At 38.9% G+C, this 22319-nt stretch carries 17 protein-coding genes and 1 pseudogene; 7 read left to right on the top strand and 11 right to left on the bottom strand.

The features are described 5' to 3' along the window. Positions 1–2 precede the first annotated feature (2 nt). From ESV24_RS03295 to ESV24_RS03260, 8 genes are all read right to left on the bottom strand, one after another. Positions 3–881, bottom strand: a complete 879-nt coding sequence (locus tag ESV24_RS03295) for a tetratricopeptide repeat protein (protein ID WP_235003993.1) — start codon at positions 879–881, stop codon at positions 3–5. Next, the gene (locus ESV24_RS03290; protein ID WP_111815244.1) at positions 862–1905 is read right to left on the bottom strand and encodes a VWA domain-containing protein; all 1044 of its coding nucleotides are present in this window, start codon (positions 1903–1905) and stop codon (positions 862–864) included. The genes ESV24_RS03295 and ESV24_RS03290 overlap by 20 nt, the downstream gene beginning before the upstream one ends. Positions 1906–1907: 2 nt before the next feature. Beyond that, positions 1908–2282 carry a hypothetical protein gene (locus ESV24_RS03285; RefSeq protein WP_146743134.1) on the bottom strand — a complete coding sequence of 125 codons (375 nt, stop codon included), beginning with the start codon at positions 2280–2282 and terminating at the stop codon, positions 1908–1910. Positions 2283–2345: 63 nt separating this feature from the next. Beyond that, positions 2346–3350 carry a vWA domain-containing protein gene (locus tag ESV24_RS03280; RefSeq protein ID WP_111815242.1) on the bottom strand — a complete coding sequence of 335 codons (1005 nt, stop codon included), beginning with the start codon at positions 3348–3350 and terminating at the stop codon, positions 2346–2348. Next, positions 3340–5013, bottom strand: coding sequence for a DUF4381 domain-containing protein (locus ESV24_RS03275; protein WP_111815241.1), 1674 nt, complete (start codon positions 5011–5013; stop codon positions 3340–3342). Before ESV24_RS03275 ends, ESV24_RS03280 begins: the two co-directional genes overlap by 11 nt. A gap of 65 nt (positions 5014–5078) precedes the next feature. Beyond that, positions 5079–5942 (bottom strand): DUF58 domain-containing protein, encoded by an 864-nt coding sequence (locus ESV24_RS03270; protein WP_111815240.1) that lies wholly within the window; start codon positions 5940–5942, stop codon positions 5079–5081. An 84-nt stretch (positions 5943–6026) separates the two neighbouring features. Next, positions 6027–7031, bottom strand: a complete 1005-nt coding sequence (locus ESV24_RS03265; protein ID WP_111815239.1) for an AAA family ATPase — start codon at positions 7029–7031, stop codon at positions 6027–6029. 150 nt (positions 7032–7181) lie between these two features. Then, on the bottom strand, positions 7182–7961 hold the full coding sequence (locus tag ESV24_RS03260; RefSeq protein ID WP_170227858.1) for a DUF4382 domain-containing protein: 780 nt from the start codon (positions 7959–7961) through the stop codon (positions 7182–7184). A 143-nt stretch (positions 7962–8104) separates the two neighbouring features. On the opposite strand from ESV24_RS03260, the gene ESV24_RS03255 reads away from it, so the two are divergent. The 5 genes and pseudogenes from ESV24_RS03255 (at position 8105) to ESV24_RS03230 (ending at position 12288) form a co-directional block, all read left to right on the top strand. Then, complete coding sequence (locus ESV24_RS03255; protein WP_111815238.1) at positions 8105–8866, top strand: SDR family NAD(P)-dependent oxidoreductase; 762 nt, start codon at positions 8105–8107, stop codon at positions 8864–8866. Between the two features lie 38 nt (positions 8867–8904). Continuing rightward, a pseudogene (locus ESV24_RS03250) lies at positions 8905–9294 on the top strand (four helix bundle protein). Between the two features lie 74 nt (positions 9295–9368). Continuing rightward, positions 9369–10505: an ATP-binding protein gene (locus ESV24_RS03240; protein ID WP_111815503.1), complete on the top strand. Its 1137-nt coding sequence runs from the start codon at positions 9369–9371 to the stop codon at positions 10503–10505. A 3-nt stretch (positions 10506–10508) separates the two neighbouring features. After that, on the top strand, positions 10509–11234 hold the full coding sequence (locus ESV24_RS03235; protein WP_111815237.1) for a metallophosphoesterase family protein: 726 nt from the start codon (positions 10509–10511) through the stop codon (positions 11232–11234). A gap of 64 nt (positions 11235–11298) precedes the next feature. Further along, entirely contained in the window at positions 11299–12288 is a 990-nt protein-coding gene (locus ESV24_RS03230) for an acyl-ACP desaturase (protein ID WP_111815236.1), read from the top strand. Positions 12289–12400: 112 nt separating this feature from the next. Here ESV24_RS03230 and amaB read toward each other — a convergent pair whose 3' ends face one another. The 3 genes from amaB to ESV24_RS03215 all read right to left on the bottom strand — a co-directional run bounded on the left by amaB (position 12401) and on the right by ESV24_RS03215 (position 15162). After that, positions 12401–13954, bottom strand: a complete 1554-nt coding sequence (amaB, locus tag ESV24_RS03225) for an L-piperidine-6-carboxylate dehydrogenase (RefSeq protein ID WP_111815235.1) — start codon at positions 13952–13954, stop codon at positions 12401–12403. A 97-nt stretch (positions 13955–14051) separates the two neighbouring features. After that, complete coding sequence (locus ESV24_RS03220; RefSeq protein WP_111815234.1) at positions 14052–14588, bottom strand: 3-hydroxyanthranilate 3,4-dioxygenase; 537 nt, start codon at positions 14586–14588, stop codon at positions 14052–14054. 64 nt (positions 14589–14652) lie between these two features. After that, complete coding sequence (locus ESV24_RS03215; protein WP_111815233.1) at positions 14653–15162, bottom strand: CAP domain-containing protein; 510 nt, start codon at positions 15160–15162, stop codon at positions 14653–14655. Positions 15163–15367: 205 nt separating this feature from the next. On the opposite strand from ESV24_RS03215, the gene ESV24_RS03210 reads away from it, so the two are divergent. Further along, a complete protein-coding gene (locus tag ESV24_RS03210) occupies positions 15368–16435 on the top strand; it encodes an isoaspartyl peptidase/L-asparaginase family protein (protein WP_111815232.1) in 1068 nt (355 codons plus the stop codon). Positions 16436–16630: 195 nt separating this feature from the next. Then, a complete protein-coding gene (locus ESV24_RS03205) occupies positions 16631–22297 on the top strand; it encodes an alpha-2-macroglobulin family protein (RefSeq protein ID WP_111815231.1) in 5667 nt (1888 codons plus the stop codon). The last annotated feature ends 22 nt before the right edge of the window (positions 22298–22319 follow it).

The raw sequence follows: 22319 nt of genomic DNA, 5'->3' as shown, positions 1-22319 counted from the left end.
ATCTACCAATCTTTATCAGATCTCACTTTTGCACCTTTTTGCTTTTCGGCATTTATTTTATCCTGTACCTTTTTCTCTTCGTTGTTCATCGCTTCCAAAAGGCTTTTTACTTGTTGGGGTGAAAGCTGCCCAGGAACGGGCTGTTGCTGTTGCGGCTTGTCGCCTTCCTCTTCTTTTGGTTTACTTTGGTCTTTATCTTTATCGCCTTCTTTTTTATCTTCTTTTTGGTCGCCCTTATCTTTATCTTCTTTCTCGTCGCCTTTGTCGCCTTCTTTATTTTTATCGTCTTTGTTTTCTTGATCTTTTTTGTCTTCGTTCTGATCCTTGTTTTTGTCGTCTTTGTCTTCTGGCGGAGGCGGATTTTTATCCAACATATCTTTAGCCAAAGCTAAATTATAACGTGTTTCATCGTCATTCGGGTTGTTGCGAAGTGCGTTTTTATAAGATTCCACGGCTTCGGTATACTTTTTTTCATTCATAAAAGTATTGCCCAAATTATGAAAGGCTTTGTGTTTTTCGGCTTTGCTAGTTGCAGTTTGGGCAGCTTGTTTAAAACGAAGCATTGCCTCGGCATTTTTATCTTTTCCGTAGTAAGCGGTTCCCAGATTGTATTTTGCGGTTTCGCTTTTTGGATTTAATGAAATGGCTCGCCGGTAATCAGCTTCCGCGGAAGCAAATTCTTCTTTCTGAAGAGAGTGTTGGGCTTCACTCAAAAAATTCTGGGAAGCCTTAAGTTCCTTTTTCTGTTCTTTGGTTTGTGGTTGTGCAAATGAATTCAATGAAAACAGAAGCATACAAAGAACCAACGAAATGTTCCATATCGCACGTTTCTGAAAGAATGTTTTAGCTCCAAAAATCATTTTAAATCTTTTCCTTTTCATTAAACAAATTCAATTTTTTCAACCAGGCTGTTTTTCGTTCTAAGAAGAACACATCCAATACAAGCAAAAACAATGCCCCAGCCAAAAACCACTGGAACTGATCTTTAAAATCTGTGAATTGCTTGGCCTCAAATTCCTTTTTGTCCATTCCATTCAGAATGGTTTTTACTCGGTCAACCACCACTTTGGTATTAGAGCCGTCAATATACTCACCATTAGCGGTTTTCGCAATCTCTTTAAGAGTTTCTTCACCTAATCTTGTGATAACTTGCTCGTTATTTTGATCGCGTTTATAATATTGTAGCACTCCGTTTTCTTTAATAGGAATTGGGCCGCCTTCCACAGTTCCCACACCTATAGTGAAAATACGGATACCTTTTTCCGCAGCTTCTTCGGCTATTTCCAAAATATTACCTTCGTGGTCTTCACCATCGCTTATTAAGAATAGAACGCGATTGGTTTGATCTTCATCGTCATAAAAAGTTTGCGCCATTTCAATTGCTTGGGTAATGGCAGTTCCTTGTGAGGAAACCATACCTGTGTTCATTCCGCTTAAAAATAGCTTTGCAGAAGAAAAATCTGAAGTAATTGGAACCTGCGGAAAAGCGCTTCCGGCATAACCAATTATACCAATTCTATCGCCTGCAAGACCATTGATTATTTGGGTGATGAGCTGTTTTGATTTTTCCAAACGGTTTGGCGCTATGTCTTCCGCCAACATACTTTTTGAAACGTCCAATGCGAAAACAATATCAACGCCCTCACGTTTTACGGTCTCAAGCTTTGTTCCAATTTTTGGGTTTACCAATGCAAAACTTAAACAGGCAATGGCTAAACAAAGCACTAAAACTTTTAAAACAGATTTGAAAAGTGAGCGGTTTGGACTCAATTTCTTTAAAAGTTCTTTATCAACAAACCGTTTTTGAACTGTTTTTTTCCAAACTAAAAGCAACAGAAAAACCACCACTATCACCGGAATGGCGAAGAGAATGTAGAAGTATGTGGGCTGTTCTAATTGGTACATTTTTATTCTTTATTGCTATTTTTTATTAGATGGGTTTTCATGTTCATTCTTTCAACAGAAAATGATTTACTTTTTTCATTTGCAAAATCTATCATCAGTAAAAGTTTATTCGATAATTCTTCTATTTCAAAATTCAATTCAACTTCTAATTCTTCTGATTTTTGAATTGTCTGAAATAATAATTCAATTAATTTCTCAATATGTACTTCGTGAAAACTTTCCACTCTATCCATCAATTTTGAATTATCGGCCGCAGCAATTTCATTTAGCGATAAACCAAAATATTCTTTTATTTGTTCATTCGTTTCAAAAACTACTGATTCAAAATTATTGATATCTGCTGAAACTGTTTTGTCAATCAATTTCATTAAAGCCATTGTCAATTTTTGGATTTCGCGCTTTATGTAATCTTTTTCCTGTTGCAAAATTTCAAATATTATTTATAAAAATCCTTTAAATATTGTATTTCGCAACAAAAATTCAAACGCAATTAATACCAATGCGAAAATTGCCCACGGGCGAAACATTTCGTTATAGTTTGTGTATTTGAATTCTTCGATATCTGTTTTTTCAAGCTTGTTTATTTCTCCGTAAATCTCTTCCAATTTTGTATTTGTCGTCGCACGGAAATATTGTCCGCCAGTTTTAACCGCAATTTCTTTCAACAAAGCTTCGTCAATTTCAACTTGCACGTTTCCATATTGAAAACCGCCGTCGGGACGAATACCAATGGGCGACATTGCCATTCCATTGCTTCCCAAACCGATAGTGTAAACCTTAATGCCAAATTCCACTGCAAGCTCGCTGGCTATTTTTGGATCGATGAAACCTGTATTGTTGACCCCGTCCGTAAGCAAAATAATCACTTTGCTCTTTGCGCGACTGTCCTTTAAACGGTTTACGGCTGTTGCCAGTCCGGAACCAATTGCAGTTCCGCCTTCAATTGTTGTGTTGTAGCTTATATTTTTTAATGAAGAAAGTACAATGGTTTTGTCGCTCGTTAACGGCGTGCGGGTGTAACTTTCCCCGGCGTATTCCACGAGACCAATTCTGTCATTCGGGCGACCGTTGATGAATCTTGCAGCCACTGTTTTAAGTGCTTCCAAACGGTTTGGTTTTAAATCGCGCGCTAGCATACTTGCCGAAACGTCTATTGCCATTACAATATCAATTCCGCGGGTGGTTTTTGTTTTTGTAGTTTCGTCGACAGTTCGTGGGCGTGCCATTGCAATTATTATTGCTGAAAGTGCTAAAAGGCGAAGTGCGAAAAGTAATGGTTTCAACCGCGCCAACCAGTTTTTCCCAGATTTGAAACCGCTGATACTTGAAATTTTTAGGGAAGCCGTTTGCTCTTTTCGCTTCCATAAATACCAAAGCACGAGCACCGGAAGTATAAGGAACAACCAGAAAATCTGCGGATTTACAAATTCGAAATTACTGCCCATCTTTCTCTGCTATTTCAAGCTCTATGGAAGCTTCAATTCGTTTTAATATTTCTTCGGCGTACTTACCGTCATTTTGATAAACTATCAATACTTCCTGCAAACCATTTTGCTGTGCAAAAAGTAAAAGTTCATAGGTGCTTTTCTGCTTCAATACTTTATTTTCGGAAACCTGTACGTTAAATTCGCCGTAAGCTTTTATACCTTTTATGCCTTTTTCTGTTTCAAAATCGTCGCGTTTTACAATCATATTTTTGGCGCCACTTTGTTCTAAATCGTCCAAAACAGCATCCAGCGCAGTATCTAAAGCAATATCTTGTTTTTGGCTAAACTGCATAGTTGAAACCATAATGTAAAGCGGGGAATTCATTTCGCCATAGGTAAAAAAGTCTTTTCCTATTACAGCACTGTTATCTGCGTTTGTAACGGGTGCTTCTGCTCTTATGAGTACTTCGGGCGTTTCTAAAATAACTGCCGGATTTCCATATTCACTCTTAATCCAACGGCCTTCGGCGAGTTCGCGAAGGTCATTTCCTAAAACTTTATCTTTTAAATTATCGAATCCTGTTGCAGCTCCGAAGATAACTCCGGCCAAAACAATGGCCGCAAATACACCCGAAATTCCTAAAATCCATTTTCGGCGTTTGCGTCTTTTAGCTAGTTTTTCAAGGTATTCCTGATTTTCCAAAAGCTCTTCCTCAGTTGGTTCGGGAACGGCTTCGTGGGTTTCATTGATGATTTCCTCAATGGTTTTTCGGTCAACCTCTGCTTGCCCGGACTCTTGGTTCATTTTTGCAAATTTCACCAAATCTGCACGTTTAAAAATTGAATCCAGCTTGCGGATTGTTTCCAAATCGAAATCGAAACTGCCTGCGTCTTTGTGCATCATTAAACGCGTGATAAGCTCATCGCTCGTGCTTTCCAAAGCTGCTTCGTCTACTTCGCGGTCCAGATAGCGTTTTACAATTTCAGTTAAACTGCTGTAATATTCCTTGCTTTTATTTTCTTTTAAAAGTTGGGTGTTGTCCAAATTTTTCAAAGCAAAGATGGCTTCTTCGTAGGGCGGCAATTGTTTTGCAGCGGCGTCTTTTCGTTTTTTTCTTCGGAATAAATAAATGGCAATTCCAATAATTAGAAGAATGGGCACGAGCCAATACAATAGCAACAACCAATCAAACGGCGGACCTTTCACTTCCACCGCAGCTTTTATATTGAACATTTTTTGCTTGGTAGTATCAACAACAACATCTTTTACTTCAACATTAATGGAATCTGTTAAAAATGGTTTGTTGTTTATAAAAATGCGCTGCGGCGGAATTGTGTATTTGCCGCTGTCAAACTGCGTCAACCCATATTTTTTGATGAGGCGATATTTGTCACCTTCAAAGGTTGTATCGGTTTTGTAAGATTCAATCATTTCCAAAGGCGCAAAAGTTTGCTCTTCGGGAAAAACCACTACATCGGTAGAGTCTGCTTGTACGTTTATAGTGTAAAGAATTTCCTCGCCAATTTTAATTTTTGTGGAATCGATGGAGGAGGTTACTTGTGAAAAAGAGACAAAAGAGCAAAGAAGAAAGAGAAAAGAGAAAATAAAATAAAGATTCGGTTGAAAACCTAAAGGTTTCAAAATTCTATATATTATGATATGGATTATAATTTTTTTCAATTTCTATTTTTCATTTTGTTTTCGAGAAATAAGTAAATTCCGTAGGCGCGCGATTAGTCGCGCGCCTACCTGCGTTTAAAATAACCTAACAATTTTTTCACATAACTTTCATCTACCCTACAACTCAATGCGCCTGCGCCACTTTTTGTGAATGATTCAGTAAAATAATCCACACGTTCGCGGTGGTAGCTGTAATATTGGTTGCGAACGCTTTTTGAGCCTGTGTTTACTAAAAGCAGTTCGCCAGTTTCTTGATCTTGCATTTCAACCATTCCGAGGTTTGGAATAGTTTCTTCGGCTTTATCATATATTCTAATTCCTGTTACATCGTGTTTTTTTGCTGCAATCTTCAACGTATCTCGGTAACTGTCGGCAATAAAATCTGAAAGCACAAAAACGATGGCTTTCTTTTTCATAACGCTGCTTAAAAATTTCAGCGCATTTGCAATGTCAGTCTTGTTGCTTTTTGGTTTGAATTCAATAAGTTCACGGATTATACGGAGTACGTGCGATTTCCCTTTTTTCGGTGGAATGTATAATTCAATTTCATCTGAAAAAAGAATCAATCCCGTTTTATCATTGTTTTGCATAGCCGAAAAAGAAAGGGTTGCAGCTATTTCAGTAATTATTTCATTTTTGAACTGCTCCTGCGTTCCAAAATATTCTGAACCGCTAATATCTACCATCAACATCAAAGTAAGCTCGCGTTCTTCCTCAAAAACTTTTATAAATGGCTCGTTGTAGCGGGCGGTAACGTTCCAATCAATATTCCGAACATCATCGCCAAACTGATATTGACGCACTTCACTGAACGTCATTCCACGACCTTTAAAAGTACTGTGATACTCGCCACCAAACACGTGATCGCTCAACCGACGCGTTTTGATCTCGATTTTTCGTACTTTTTTAAGAAGTTCTTTGGTATCCATATTTTTTATTTACGATATACGATTTTAGATTTACGATTAATGCTCAAAATGGAATCGTAAATCGGCATTCTAAAATCGTAAATACTATGGGACTTCAATTACATTAACAATCTTATTGATGATATCTTCGGAAGTGATGTTTTCTGCCTCTGCTTCGTAAGTAATTCCAATTCTGTGGCGAAGCACATCGTGCACTACGGCGCGAATATCTTCGGGTACCACATAACCACGACGACGTATAAAGGCATAACATTTAGCAGCAATGGCAAGGTTGATACTTCCACGCGGGGAAGCGCCAAAGTTTATAAGTGGTTTTAAATCTGAAAGACCATAATTTTCTGGCGTTCTTGTGGCGAAGATGATATCGAGAATGTATTTCTCAATCTTTTCATCCATATAAACTTCGCGAACAGCAGCTTGGGCTCTTAAGATTTGCTCAACAGTTGCTACTGGATTAATTTGTTCATAATCGCCTTTTAAGTTTTGGCGGATTATTAATTGTTCCTCAGCAATCTGTGGATATTTTATAACGGTTTTCAGCATAAAACGGTCAACCTGCGCTTCGGGAAGCGGATACGTTCCTTCCTGCTCAATTGGGTTTTGTGTTGCCATTACCAAAAATGGTTTGTCCAGTTTAAAAGTGGTTTCGCCAATGGTTACTTGCTTTTCCTGCATCGCTTCCAAAAGTGCGGATTGTACTTTTGCGGGAGCACGATTAATTTCATCCGCAAGTACAAAATTGGCGAAAATGGGACCTTTTTTGATGCTGAAATCGTTCACCTTCATATTATAAATCATCGTTCCCACAACATCTGCGGGAAGTAAGTCTGGGGTAAACTGTATTCGGCTAAAAGTTCCGTGAACCGCTTTTGCAAGCGTATTGATTGCAAGCGTTTTTGCAAGACCAGGAACACCCTCCAAAAGAATGTGTCCTTGGCCCAAAAGACCGATCATAAGGCGTTCCACCATGTGTTTTTGGCCAACGATTACCTTGTTCATTTCCATTGAAAGAATGTCCACAAAGGCACTTTCCCTTTCAATTTTTTCATTTAATGCCCCAATGTCAAAGGTTGAATTTGTATTTTCCATACTGTATTTAGATTCAATGTAGAATGCTTTTTAAAAAGTGGCTGCAAATTGTGCAATAATTGCTAAAAAGCCTGTTAACAATTGGTTAAAAAAAAAGAGGAAAAGTTTAACTTTTCCTCTTTTATAAATACATGTTTTGTCCTTTTAAGTTTACAAATTAATTTCTCCTATACTTGTAACTTCACCTTGAACAACTATCACATTTTCAATTACCACGGGTGGAATTCCCAAACTTAAATCAGCTTGAACCGTAATGGTATAAGTTCCATCCGGAACACCGCTTAACAAAAATACGCCTAAAGGATTTGCGTATGTTGAAACTTGTGTAGTTCCATTATCTGCTGTTATCATTGTTATAATTCCGGGAGGAACAATAGTTCCTGAAATTGCACCACTTTCAGCCACGGTTGTCGCCCTGATTACTGGTTTAAGGCTATAGCCTCCGTTTCCTTGTGCAACAATGGATTTGTCTACATCAAAATCGAGCATAAATTCATATAAAATCCCTGGTTCAAGAGTTTCATTTACCTGAATTTTTAAACCTGATTGTTGTGCGCTTGGTGTTGCTAAAGGCAACTGCTGACCATCAACTACTATTGTATTTTCGTCTCCCAAGACTAAACGAATTTGGCTAATGCTTCCGGCAGGGATCTCATCGTTAAATAATAACACATTTACCCCTGCGGTTAGTTCTAAAAGATCATAAATGCCAGCATTAATGCCCAGAGTAACATCATCCTGACCTCCATTGTATTTTATAACAACTTCTTCAACATCAATAAAAACAGCGTCATAATCTCCAGGAGCATCTGTTAAACGTAGTGACAATTTTGCCTTGCCATCATTTTTATTGGAATCATCATTGCTACTGCAGGATACAAATCCTATGAATAACAATGCAATTAAACTTAATTTAAATAGGGATTTCATTTTCATAATTTTAGAATTAGTTTCACAAACGTAAGTTCTGATTCAGAGACTGAAATTTTCTTTAACACTTCTTAACTATTTAATTAACGTGAATTTAATCCTCTTAAATTCTTCAGAAATGGTATTTTTAGGAAAAGTTTAATATGAAAAACAAAACAGCATTTATAACAGGAGCAACCTCCGGAATTGGTATGGCAACTGCAAAGCTTTTCGCCAAAAATGGAATAAAATTAATTCTCTGCGGAAGAAGAGAAGAGCGATTAAAAAATATTTCGGAAGAGCTTTCATCCATCACCCAAGTTCACACTTTAGGTTTTGACATTCGCAACAAAGAAGAAGTTTTTTCTGCCGTAAAATCACTTCCAAAGAACTTTTCTGAAATAGACATTTTAATAAACAACGCAGGAAACGCCCACGGAATGGATACAATTCAAGAGGGAAATACAGAAGATTGGGACGCAATGCTGGACATTAATGTGAAAGGTTTGCTGTATGTGAGCAAGGCAATTCTTCCAAAAATGATAGCGCGAAAAAGTGGCCATATTATAAACATTGGCAGCACTGCCGGAAAGGAAGTCTATCCAAAAGGTAACGTTTACTGTGCCAGCAAACACGCCGTCGATGCCATAAACCAAGGAATGCGACTGGATTTAAACGGAAAGGGAATAAAAGTGGGCGCAATAAACCCGGGAATGGTAGAAACTGAATTCAGCGAAGTGCGGTTTAAAGGCGATTCTGAAAGAGCCGAAAAGGTATATCAAGGTTTTACGCCCTTAAAGCCTGAAGATATTGCAGATATTATTTGGTTTGCTGTAACCCGTCCGCCGCACGTTAATATTGCAGATTTGACGGTTATGTGTTTGGATCAGGCTAGTAGTACGATAGTAAATAAAGTTCCAAGTTAAAAGTTACAGGTTGCAGGTTTTTCGTTAAAGACAATATTATGGCTAAAATTGAGAGGTTTGAGGATTTAGAAATTTGGCAATTGGCTAGAGAAATTTGTAAAGATGTTTGAGTTATAATTCAAAACACATCGTTACTAAAAGATTATAAACTTCGAGAACAAATTAATGGTGCATCTGGTTCAATAATGGATAATATTGCTGAAGGTTTTGAAAGAGATGGGAATCGAGAGTTTATTAATTTTTTAAGTATTGCCAAGGCTTCCTGTGGCGAAACGCGCTCTCAATTATATCGTTGCTTTGACAGAAATCATATTGACGAAGAAACCTTCAAAAGAATTTCTGAAAAAGCTATTTTAAACAGTAAAAAAATAAAATCATTTATGATTTACCTAAAAAATTCAGACCGAAAAGGCTCTAAATATGATTGAAAAAAATAACATTTAACCTGCAACCTGCAACCTGCAACCTGCAACCTGCAACCTGCAACCTGCAACCTTTAACTATGATTAACAAAAGACTTCTTATAAAAAACCTACTCGCCCATAACGACGAGAGCAGTTTCTATGATAAAAAGCGAAAAATTGATTTGGGGACCAAAGAAGGAAAGGCAAAATTTCTGAAACACATTTGCGCGCTCAGCAATAGCAATCCTGCGAACAATTCCTTCATTGTTATAGGTGTTGAAGATGAAACTAATGAAATAAATGGTGTAGATTTTTTTGATGATAGTAAAATTCAAAACTTGGTAAATGCTTACCTCACCAATGCTCCTTTGATCATTTATGAAAATGTGGCGTTTCCAAATTTACCATCGGACAAAGTGGTGGGTTTGGTAACCATTCGTCCCAATGGTTTGATTACATCCTTGCGCAAAAACATTTGGAAGTACTGGGGCGGCTCTATTTTTCTTCGTGACGGCAGTATATCAATGCCAAAAGATTTCGACATTGAAATAAAGGATGTAAATTCTGAAATTGTAAAATCTATTGAAAACGCCGCCAAAAATAATATTGAACTTACGCTGGATGGTGTAATGGATTTTATCAGCAACCGGCACAAAGATTTGGAAAGTCACTACAAAGTTTTCAAAGAGCAATTCGTGGTTTGCTGGGCCGGTAACCCCAAAAAATTGAGGGACAGCACGTATTATTCCCGCGTGGATATTGAGTTAATTAACGAACAGGTTCGTCTATTTTATTCGGCTTTAGATGAAGTGAGTATTGAGTTTACCAATGATTATTTCAAAACCGTGGAATATGTACATTTAGGATTGAACGAGCAATTTAAGTATTATCCATTGGAAGAAGTGACGATTCACTTCAAAGAAAACGGTTCTTACAATATGGACTCCAGACTTATTTTTGAGCCGCCGCGGTTCAACAAAAAGACACTTTTTCATATTTACAACTCAAATAATGCCGTGCTGGAAAAATTAAAAAAGAACATTCCGCTGAACGCTTCCGAAGAAAAAGATTTGCGCAATCTTCCTTCAACCTATCTTATTTGTTATTTGAACGATTTTGAGGAAGCCAAGGAAAAATTGCAGGAAGCCAAGGAATTTTTGAGGGATTATGATGCAGAAGCCTATCAACTTTTAAAGGAATCACTGCGTATTTTAAGAAAAGTTAGTTATAATTAAAACATGAAAACAGTTGTAGTTGGTGATATTCATGGAGGTTTTAAAGCATTAAAGCAGTTGCTTGAAACTACAAATCTTCCGAAAGACACAAAATATATTTTTGTAGGCGATTACGTGGATGGTTGGAGCGAATCTGCTGAAGTGGTTTCCTATTTGATTGATTTTTCAGAAATTAATGATTGTATTTTCCTTCGCGGAAATCACGATGAACTGTTATATAAATATCTAAAGTTTGGTGAAAGCAACCCAATGTGGCTAAGCCAAGGCGGAAAAAGCAGTATTAAAAGTTATGCGAAGCTTTCCAAATCAGAAAAGGAAAAAAACGTTAAGTTTTTCGAAAATCTTGAAAATTATTACATAGATTCTGAAAACCGCCTTTTTCTTCATGCGGGCTTTACAAATCAACACGGTCCACAACACGAGTATTATCCAAATTTAGTTTATTGGGACCGAACCCTTTGGGAAATGGTTTGCGCAATGGACGCAGCTATTTCTGAAGAGGACGATAAATACCCAAAGCGACTGAAGCTGTTCAAAGAAATCTATATTGGCCATACGCCCGTAACGCGAGTAGGATTTGAGAAACCAGCAAATTTTGCCAATGTTTGGAATGTAGATACCGGAGCAGCTTTCAAAGGAAAAATCTCGATGCTTGCTGTAGATTCTAAAGAAATTTGGCAAAGCGAACCTGTGCATTTGCTTTATCCAAATGAAAAAGGCAGGAATTAATATTTCTTTATTACAAATTCCACTTTTCACTTGCTATCTTTGCAATCACCTCTAAAAAAATATCATGGCACTCAAAAATATTCGTCTCGAAGTAATGCAAACTGTTGAAAAAGAAATTGACGGTTATATCGATCAATACCTGATTCCTGTTGATGAAATTTGGCAACCAAGTGATCTTTTACCAGATTTTCAAAAGGAAAATTATATGGATCAGGTTCATCAACTTCGTGAGGAGTCAAAAGAATTAGGTTACGATTTTTGGATTGTTTTAGTGGGCGATATGGTTACCGAAGAAGCATTACCAACCTACGAGAGTTGGTTGATGGATATGGAAGGTGTGGACCAGCACGGCAGAAATGGATGGAGCAAATGGATTCGTCATTGGACTGGAGAAGAAAACCGACACGGCGATACGCTCAATAAATACCTCTATTTATCTGGAAGGGTAAATATGAAAGAAGTCGAAAAAACGACACAGCATTTAATTAATGACGGCTTTGAAGTAGGTACCGGCCGCGACCCGTACCGAAACTTTATTTACACTAGTTTTCAGGAACTTGCAACCAATGTGTCGCACAATCGCGTTGGAAAAATAGCGAAACAGAAAGGCAATAAAATGCTTTCAAAAATGTGTAATATTATTGCAGGTGATGAAATGCGCCACCATTTGGCCTACCGTCAATTTGTAAAAACTATCTTTGAATACGATGCTAGCGAAATGATGATTGCCTTTGCAGATATGATGCAGAAAAAAATTATTATGCCTGCGCAAAACCTCCGCCAAAGTGGTGGTAAAATGGCCTCTGCATTTGATGATTTCAGCAACGCAGCTCAACGTTTGGGCGTTTACACAACTTATGATTATATTGATATTTTAGAAAAATTAAATGCCCATTGGGAAATTTCAAAAATTAGTGGCTTAACAGACGAAGCTGAAAAGGCACGTGATTATCTACTAAAACTGCCTTCAAGAATGCTCCGTATTGCGGAAAGGATAAAGATACCACAGGATGCTAACCGCTTTAAATGGGTTGAGCCGAATGGAATAGTATAAAAAGTTAATGGGTTACTAAATTACTTGTTATTAAAAAAACCTCAAAGGTCTCAGAGACCTTTGAGGTTTTTTACGTTACCGTCTCCTCCCCTTTGGGGAGATCGGGAGGGGACTACAAATCAAACTTAATTCCCTGCGCAAGCGGCAATTCAGTAGTATAATTGATTGTATTTGTTTGTCTGCGCATATAGATTTTCCAAGCGTCACTTCCACTTTCGCGTCCGCCGCCAGTTTCTTTTTCGCCACCAAAAGCACCGCCAATTTCGGCACCGCTGGTTCCTATGTTTACGTTTGCAATTCCGCAATCGCTTCCTGCTTGGGAAAGGAAATGTTCTGCCTCGCGTAAATTATTTGTCATAATTGCAGATGAAAGTCCTTGTACAACCCCATTTTGAAGTTCGAGAGCGTTTTCAACACCGCCGCTGTATTTCATCATATATAATACAGGTGCAAAGGTTTCGTGCTGTACGATTTCAAAACTGTTTTTAGCTTCAGCGATTGCTGGTTTTACGTAGCAGCCACTTTCGAAGCCTTCGCCTTCAAGTACTCCGCCTTCCACAATAATGTTTCCACCTTCTTCCACTACTTTTTTAAGTGCGTGTTGGTAGTTTTTCACTGCATCTTTATCAATGACAGGTCCAACGTGATTATTTTCATCCAAAGGATTCCCAATTCGAAGTTGCTTGTAAGCATCAACTACAGCATCTTTTACTTTATCATACATACTTTCGTGAATGATCAATCTTCGGGTCGAGGTGCAACGTTGTCCGGCTGTTCCCACAGCGCCAAATACAGCACCTATAACGGTCATTTTAATATCCGCGTCTGGAGTAACAATGATTGCGTTGTTTCCGCCAAGTTCAAGTAATGATTTTCCTAAGCGTCCTGCAACAGCTTGGGCAACAATTTTACCCATTCTAATAGAGCCAGTTGCTGAAATCAATGGAACTCGCTTGTCGTTGGTCATCATTTCACCAACTTTGTAATCGCCGTTGATTAGGCAAGAAATACCTTCAGGCAAATTATTATCTGCCATAATTTTAGCAGCAATTTTTTGACAAGCAATTCCGCAAAGAGGTGTTTTTTCTGAAGGTTTCCAAACGCAAACATCACCGCAAATCCAAGCTAATGCTGTGTTCCAGGCCCAAACGGCTACTGGGAAGTTAAAGGCTGAAATAATTCCAACCACACCAAGCGGGTGATATTGCTCATACATTCTGTGTCCGGGGCGTTCACTGTGCATCGTCAAGCCGTGAAGTTGGCGCGAAAGACCGACGGCAAAATCGCAGATATCAATCATTTCCTGAACTTCTCCCAAACCCTCTTGGTAGCTTTTTCCCATTTCGTAGGAAACCAATTTTCCCAATGGTTCTTTCAATCTACGCAATTCATCACCAAATTGACGTACAATTTCGCCACGTAGCGGTGCAGGTTTCATTCTCCATTCTTTAAATGCTGAAGTGGCACTTTCCATTACTTTTTCGTAATCTTCTTTTGAAGTTGTGGTTACTTTCGCAATCACTTGTCCATCCACGGGAGAATACGAAGAGAACTCTTCGCCTTCGGAAAACCAGTTTTTTCCAGTGGAAGTTCCTTTGTTTACTTCTTTAATTCCTAATTGTTCCAATGCTTCTTCAATCCCGAAGCTAGTGGTTGTTACTTGCATATAGTTATGATTTTTATTCGAAAATTTATAAAGCGCAAAGGTACACAATGCGCTGTAGAAAGTAAAATGAAACGGTATCTGTTTGGAAAATATGGTGTTAATCTTGTGTGAAACGCGGATCACTTTCCATCACGGTTCCGCATTTATCACAAGAGCGCAGTTCTTTACTTCCGTAGAAATGTTTAAAATGTTTCAGAAAATCTGTTTCAATATTGCTCAAAGGAAAGTAAACTTCATACAATTTATTGTTGCAATTGTCACAAAACCAAAGCAAGCCATCTTTTCCGTCAATGTCAACGCGCTTTCTTTCAATAACCAAACCTATTGAACCGGCACTTCTTCCAGGGGAATGAGGTACTTTTCCGGGATGTAGATACATATCGCCAGGGCCGAGTTCCATCACTTTCTTTTCGCCATTTTCTTGAATAGCAATCTGAATGTTCCCTTCAAGTTGATAGAAAAGTTCCTCGGTTTCGTTGTAGTGGTAATCCTTTCGGGCGTTCGGACCAGCAACAATCATAACGATATAATCGTCAGATTCAACATATAAATTTTTATTGCCCACCGGTGGTTTCAGCAGGTCGCGGTTTTCTAATATCCACTTATTCAGGTTGAAAGGTTTTTTAATAGCCATTGCCGTATTTTTTACTGTTACGTAAAAATACGGCAAAATGGTCTAATAGAAAAGGGATGTGAGGTTACTTTCTATAAAAGAGTTGGGTGAAATAGGAACGGCCTTTGGCACATTTCATAACGCCAAAACCCGTGTGGGTGTAATTGCCTTCAATAATTGCTTTGTGCCCTGGGCTGTTTAACCATGCGCTTACTACAGCTTCGGCAGTTTCATAGCCATAAGCTACGTTTTCGCCAACTACTTCAGCGTCATCGTGATATTTAATGCCTTCAGAGCGATACCCGAAATTATCGTGATTTACTTGTTCTTTATTAATCATATATTCAGTGTGCTTTACAGCAAAAGCAGAAGAATACTGATTGTCTATTATGAGGGCAGAAAGGCCTAATGACAAGCGATGGTCATTTACCAAACTTAAAATTTCAGAAGACATTTGGCTGTCATTTTTTTGAGCTAAAGCCAAATCAATATCATATTTAGCGGCTTCAACTTCAACAGAATCCTCTTTCGAGCAAGAGGTGATGACTAGGCATAGCAATGCCATTGCAAGTAGGTTGCTTTTTAGTAGGTGCATAATTTGGGTAACATCAAATTTGGGGCATGATGTTGAGCCAAATATATAAAAATTATTGAACGAAAATGCTTTTAATCGAAAAAATATAGCACTTAATCGGATATGGGGTTAAAAAATTGAAATTTATTGGTTAATCAAAAATACCTTAGCCGCTGTAAACATTATATTTTTGGCGTATATTGGTGGTAGATTAAACCCAACAATTATGGTTAAAATTTTAACATATTTTACAGTGATTTTTCTGCTTTTCGGATGTAAAAACGAAGAAAAATCTACTTCTGAAGCAACAAAAACTTCAGAAAATCCGATTGAAAAGGAAGAAAACTTCGGAATTGTTATTCATGGAGGCGCTGGAACCATCTTAAAAGAAAATATGAGCGATTCCTTGGAAGCCGCATATAAAGCCAAATTGAAAGAAGCCATTTCCGCAGGCTATGAAATCTTGAAAAATGGCGGCAGTTCTTTAGATGCTGTTACGCATACTATAAATATTATGGAAGATTCTCCGCTGTTCAATGCAGGAAAAGGTGCAGTATTTACGCATGAAGGTTCCAACGAACTTGACGCCTCCATTATGGATGGAAAAACATTGAACGCTGGAGCCATTGCTGGAGTAAAGCACATCAAAAACCCAATAGACTTAGCCAAAGATGTAATGCAGAAAAGTGAACACGTAATGCTTTACGGCGCTGGCGCGGAAGAATTTGCCCAAACATTGGGGTATAAAATGATGGATACTTCCTATTTCTATACCCAAAACAAATATGAGTCGTTACAAAAGGTTTTGGAGAAAGAAAAAATTAGCAATGAAAAGAAAGTTTCTTTTGAAGATCCATTCATCAAAAATTCAAAATTCGGAACTGTTGGTTGTGCCGCATTGGACAAACATGGCAATCTCGCCGCTGGTACTTCAACAGGGGGAATGACCAACAAACGCTGGAACCGCATTGGCGATGCGCCAATTATTGGAGCGGGAACGTATGCGAATAACACAACTTGTGCGGTTTCTTCAACCGGTTGGGGAGAATATTTTATTCGTGCCGTGGTTGCTTATGATATTTCTGCTTTGATGGAATATAAAGGAATGACTTTACAGGAAGCCGCTTCAGAAGTTATTCAGAAAAAAGTACCGGCATTGGGCGGCGATGGTGGCATTGTTGCCATCGATAAAGATGGCAATGTAGCGATGGAGTTCAACACTTCCGGAATGTATCGAGCCACAATGAATTCAAAAGGTGAATTAATTATTAAAATTTACGAAGGCGAGAAATAAGAAATGAATACAGGTTTTGTTAATTCCGTCCCAAATGTTAAATTGTAAAATACGATTTTAAAACGGTTCTGCGTTCCAAATTAACCCACCCAGCCTTAAAACGTATTTAAGTAGATTTTTCAAACAAAACGAATTGGTTTTGCTTTGTGGCCCAATCATTTTGCCTTAATTTTAAATACTTTTTAACCATCGCCTATGAAAACTGCCCTCAAGTTTCTACCCATTTTAATTCTCCTTTTCGTATTTTCCTGCAAAGACAAAGACAAACATTCCGAAACCGATAATCTTTTTAAATTTAAGGAATACATTTCTTACAACACTTACGGAAACCAATCCATCACGACGGATATTCGCGTTGAACTTGCAAAACCTTTGGAACAGTTTGAGCTGACCCAGGAACTTTCTGCAGACGAGTATTTAAAAATTTTTCCAAAAACAGATGGAAAACTGGTTGTTGAAAACGGAAAAACTTTAATCTTCCAACCTTCGGAAAATTTAAAACCGGATACTGAATATACCATTACCGTAAAACTCGATAAATTTTATGAAGACATTTCAAAGGAATTCAAAACCTACACATTCAGTTTTCACACTATTACGCCAAATTTTAAAGTAGATATTGGCAAACTTCAAAGTTACAGTAAGCAATGGCAATATGTGGAAGCATCCGTGGAGGCGTCTGATGTTATTTCTTTGGAAAAAGTGAAGCAACTGGTATCAGCATCTCAGAACGGTAAAAAGCTAAAATTAAAATGGCCTTCGGAAGCAACCGATGCGCGTTATTTTAACTTCAAAATTGACAGCATCAACCGTAAAATAGACGATTCTGAAATTCTAATTAAATGGAACGGAAAATCCATTGGCGCCGAAAACAAAGGTGAAAGCACTTTCACAATTCCGGGACAAAATAATTTTACAATAGTTGACATTAGCAGCACTTTGGCGCCCGCCGCACTTTTGAGCATCAATTTTTCCGATCCTTTAATGGAAAACCAAGACTTTGCTGGTTTGGTAACAATTGAAAACACACAAGATTTGCGCTACGAAGTAAATGGAAATGTGCTAAATGTATATCCGCCAAACCGTGTTGTGGGCGATGTAAAAGTCACCGTTTTCACGGGAATCAAAAACACCGAAGGTTTTGGGTTGAAAAAAGAATTTTCAGAATTGGTTTCTTTTGAACAATTAAAACCAGCCGTTCGGATGATTTCAAAAGGGGTAATTCTTCCGAATTCCGCTTCCACGCCAGTTTATTTTGAAGCGGTAAACCTTTCAAAAGTTGATGTTCGCGTCATTAAAATTTATGAAAACAATGTGTTGCAGTTTCTTCAAAGTTATAATTTGAACGATAACAATACCTATGACATAAAACGTGTTGGAAGAAGAATAGCCAAAAAAACAATAGAACTCAAAAATGGTGATTTGGGAAACAACGGTAGCTGGAAAGCATACGCAATCAACCTTTCGGAATATTTTAAGGCAGATCCCGGCGCCATTTATCAATTGGAACTTAGCTTCAAAAAAGATTACATCACATATGATTGTGCCGAATCTGTTTCAGAAGAAAAAAATATAGATGGGAGCGAAGATGAATATGAAGATGAGTATTACGAAGAAGACCCTTATTACGCAAATGATTCCTCTGAAGATGAGGAAATCCGTGAAGAGCGTTATTGGGACAACGAAATATACCGTTGGCGAAATTACACCTACAATTGGGAGCAGCAGGATAATCCGTGCCATCCCGCATTTTACAACGAAGAACGCGTAGTTACAGCAAATATTTTGGGATCGGATTTGGGCTTGATTGTAAAAAAAGGCAACAACCGTTCCTATCATTTTTTTGCTACAAATCTTATTTCAGCGAAACCTGAAGGCGGGGTACAGGTCAAACTTTTCAACTATCAACAACAGCTGATTGAAACCGTAACCACGGAAGGCGATGGGATGACACTTTATGATGGGACCAAAAATGCCGCTTTCGCAGTTGCCCAAAAAGGAAATAATTTTGCCTACGTAAAATTGGAAGACGGAAATGCCCTTTCAATGAGCAATTTCGACATTTCGGGGAAAGAACTTCAGAAAGGTTTAAAAGGTTACACATATACCGAGCGTGGCGTTTACCGCCCCGGCGACAGCATTCATTTAACTTTTGTGCTGAACGACAACGCAAACCCACTTCCGAAAAACCATCCGGTTACACTTTCAGTGACCGATGCTCGCGGAAAGTTAGTTCAAAGAACCGTCCTAAATAATAATGGAACTGGTTCCTCCCCTTTTTCAAGGGGAGATGCCGAAGGCGGAGGGGTTTCGGGGGTTAGGGGGCTGGGTTCTTTCTATTATTTCCCAATTGCAACCGATGCTTCGGCACCCACTGGAAACTGGAACGCCACAATAACCGTCGGTGGAGCACAATTCAGCCACACTTTAAAAGTGGCAACCATTAAGCCAAATCGTCTAAAAATCAAGCTCGATTTTGAAGATGAGATTCTCGACGCAACAAAACCTGTAAAAGGAACAGCGAGCGCGACGTGGCTTCACGGTTCACCTGCAAGAAGTTTAAAAATTGATATGACGGCCACGCTTCGCGCAAGTAATTCTGCTTTTCCAAAATTTCCAAAGTACAATTTCATTGACCCAATCCGAACTTTTTCAGAAGTGGAAATCCCTGTTTTGGATGCACAACTTTCTTCGGAAGGCAGCACTGCTTTCAGCCAAAATCTGGAAGTTGGAAAAAATGCGCCGGGAATGTTGAAAGCTACCTTTTTAACTAAAGTGTACGAAGGCGGCGGCGATTTTTCAATGGATATTTTTTCAAAAGATTTGGCGCCGTTCTCACATTTTGTGGGTTTGAAATCGCCCGAAGCAGGTCGATACGGCTCCTATTTTACAGATGAAAACACGGTTTTCGATGTAGTTTCTGTTGATGCCCAAGGCAAAGCTGCCGCCAATCGCGAGCTGGAGGTAAAAGTTTTCCAAATTGAATGGCGCTGGTGGTGGAACCGCGGGGAGGATAATCTTTCAACTTATGAAAATTCCACAGTGCATCGTCCCGTAAAAGATTTCACGGTAAAAACCGATGGTAGCGGAAAGGGAAAATTCACCGTAAATATTCCCGAAGAGGAAGGTGGACGCTATTTAATTCGTGTAATCGATAAACAATCTGGCCACGCAACTGGACGCATCACTTATTTCTACAGAAATTGGTGGCAGCGACCCAGCGACGGCGATGCGGAAAGTGCCCGAATGTTGTTTTTTTCAGCAGATAAAGAAAAATATAATGTTGGCGAAGAAGCTTTTATAACATTTCCTTCGGGAAGTGACGGCCACGCCTTGATTAGCGTTGAAAATGGAACCGAAGTTTTAGCAACACATTGGATTGAAACCCGAAAAGGCGAAACCAAAGCAGCGATAAAAATAACAAAGGAAATGGCACCAAATATTTATGTGAATATTTCGCTGCTTCAACCGCACAGCCAAACGAAAAACGATTTACCAATTCGGCTGTACGGCGTTATTCCGCTTTCGGTGGAAGACCCTTCAACGGTGCTTCACCCAAAAATCACGATGCCGAATGTTTTAAAACCTGAAGAAAAATTCACCGTAAAAGTTTCCGAAGAAAAAGGGAAACCAATGACCTATACTTTGGCCGTTGTTGATGAAGGCTTACTGGATTTAACTCGCTTTGCAACACCAGATATCCACGAAGCCTTTTACAGTCGCGAAGCTTTGGGCGTAAAGACTTTTGATATGTTCGATTACGTTATTGGTGCGTATTCCGGCAGTGTCGATAATATTTATGCAATTGGCGGTGGCGATGCAGCTTTGGGCGCAAAAAATAGAAAAGCGGACAGATTTAAACTAGTTGTGAAATATTTAGGTCCGTTTGAACTTGCCGCCGGAAAAACTGCAACTCATAATATTATGATGCCAAATTACATAGGTTCGGTGCGAACGATGGTCATTGCGGGCGATAAAACCAACGGCGCTTACGGCAGTGTCGATAAAACCACACCCGTTCGAACACCTTTGATGGTGCTGGCTTCGCTTCCGCGGAAATTATCGCCGGGTGAAACTGTTACGCTTCCGGTTACCGTTTTTGCGATGGAAAATAAAGTGAAAACCGCCACAATTACTGTGAAAACTGGAGATGCACTGAAACCGAAAAATGGTTCTTCAAAAACTGTCTCTTTCAGCGAACCGGGCGAGCAGATTGTGAATTTTGAATTTGAAGTTTTGCCAACGCCCTTCGACTCCGCTCAGGGCAAGCCTCAATTTCAAACCATTAAAGTAACCGCTTCCGGCAACGGCGAAAAAGCGAGTTACAAAGTAGAAATTGACGTAGAAAATCCGAATCCGATTTCGCAAAAATCTACACAATATACCATTGCTGAAAACGGAACACAAACCATCAATTTTGAGACTTTCGGCGTGCCTGGAAGCAATACCGCGATGCTTGAATTTTCAACTTTGCCACCGATGGATTTCGGAAAACGAATGGAATATTTGATCCATTATCCGTACGGATGTATTGAGCAGACTACTTCTTCGGCGTTTCCGCAACTTTATTTGGCAGATGTTTTCGATATCACTTTTGATAAAAAACAGAAAATTGAGAAAAATATAAAAGCCGCAATTGAACGTTTGGGAAGATTCCAACTTTCCAATGGCGGACTTTCCTATTGGCCCGGAGAGCGCGAAGCTGATGAATGGGCGACCAATTATGTCGGCCATTTTATGCTGGAAGCGAAACAAAAAGGCTATGCACTGCCAATTAGTTTTATGAGCAATTGGTTGCTGTATCAACAAAACACGGCGCGCCAATGGCGAAACAGTTATAAAAGTTACAATACAAGTTTGACGCAGGCTTACAGACTTTATACTTTGGCGTTGGCCGGAAAACCTGAACTTGCAGCGATGAATAGACTTCGCGAAAGTAAAGAGTTGAGTAACGACGCAAAATGGCGACTGGCTGCGGCTTATGCTTTGGCAGGAAAGAAAAACGTGGCAGAGCAAATTGCACAAACTGCGAATATTAATTTTGTGCCACAGAAATATGACGATTATACCTATGGATCGCCGTTCAGAAATAGAGCGATGGCTTTGGAAACATTAGTGCTTTTGGGAGATTCAAAACAACGTGATTTGGCGATTTCCATAGCGAAAGATTTATCTTCCAGGAATTGGTACAGCACACAGGAAACTTCGTATGCATTGATGGCGATGGCGAAAATGGTTGCCAAAAACGGTGGAAAAGCGATGGAACTTACGTTTACGAATGGCGGGAAATCGGTTGAGTTAAAAACCGACCGTGCTATTGCACAGCGAGATCTTTCGTTTGTTATGGGAAGCAATTCCGTTTCGGTAACTAACAAAAAAGGGAATGTGGTTTATGTTACGCTTTCGCAACAGGGGAAACTTCCACTTGGGAAAGAACTTGCGGAGCAGCGCAATCTTTCAATAAAGTCGCAGTATTTAGACGGAGCCGGAAAAGCAATTGATGTCACAAAATTGCGACAAGGAACCGAAATTATTACGAAAGTGAGCGTTACCAATACTTCCGGCGATTGGATAAACAATGTTGCTTTAGCGAAAATCTTCCCAAGTGGTTGGGAAATTGTAAACACAAGTTTCTCAGAATTAGGCGGCGGCGCAAATGGAAATGCGCGTTATACTGATATTCGGGACGATCGAGTGAATTTCTTTTTCGATTTGAATAGAAATGAAACCAAAACGTTTACGGTTAAATTGAATGCTTCCTATTTGGGAACCTATTATTTGCCAGGAACGCAGGTTGAGGCGATGTATGATAATTCATATTATGCGAGGAATAAAGGGATGTGGGTTACTGTGGAGTTATAAGTTATGAGTGCAGAGTTATGCT

The organism is Aequorivita lipolytica, assembly GCF_007997135.1.
In the GTDB taxonomy this organism is placed as follows: Bacteria; Bacteroidota; Bacteroidia; order Flavobacteriales; family Flavobacteriaceae; genus Aequorivita; species Aequorivita lipolytica.
This window is presented reverse-complemented; position numbering and strand designations above follow the sequence as displayed.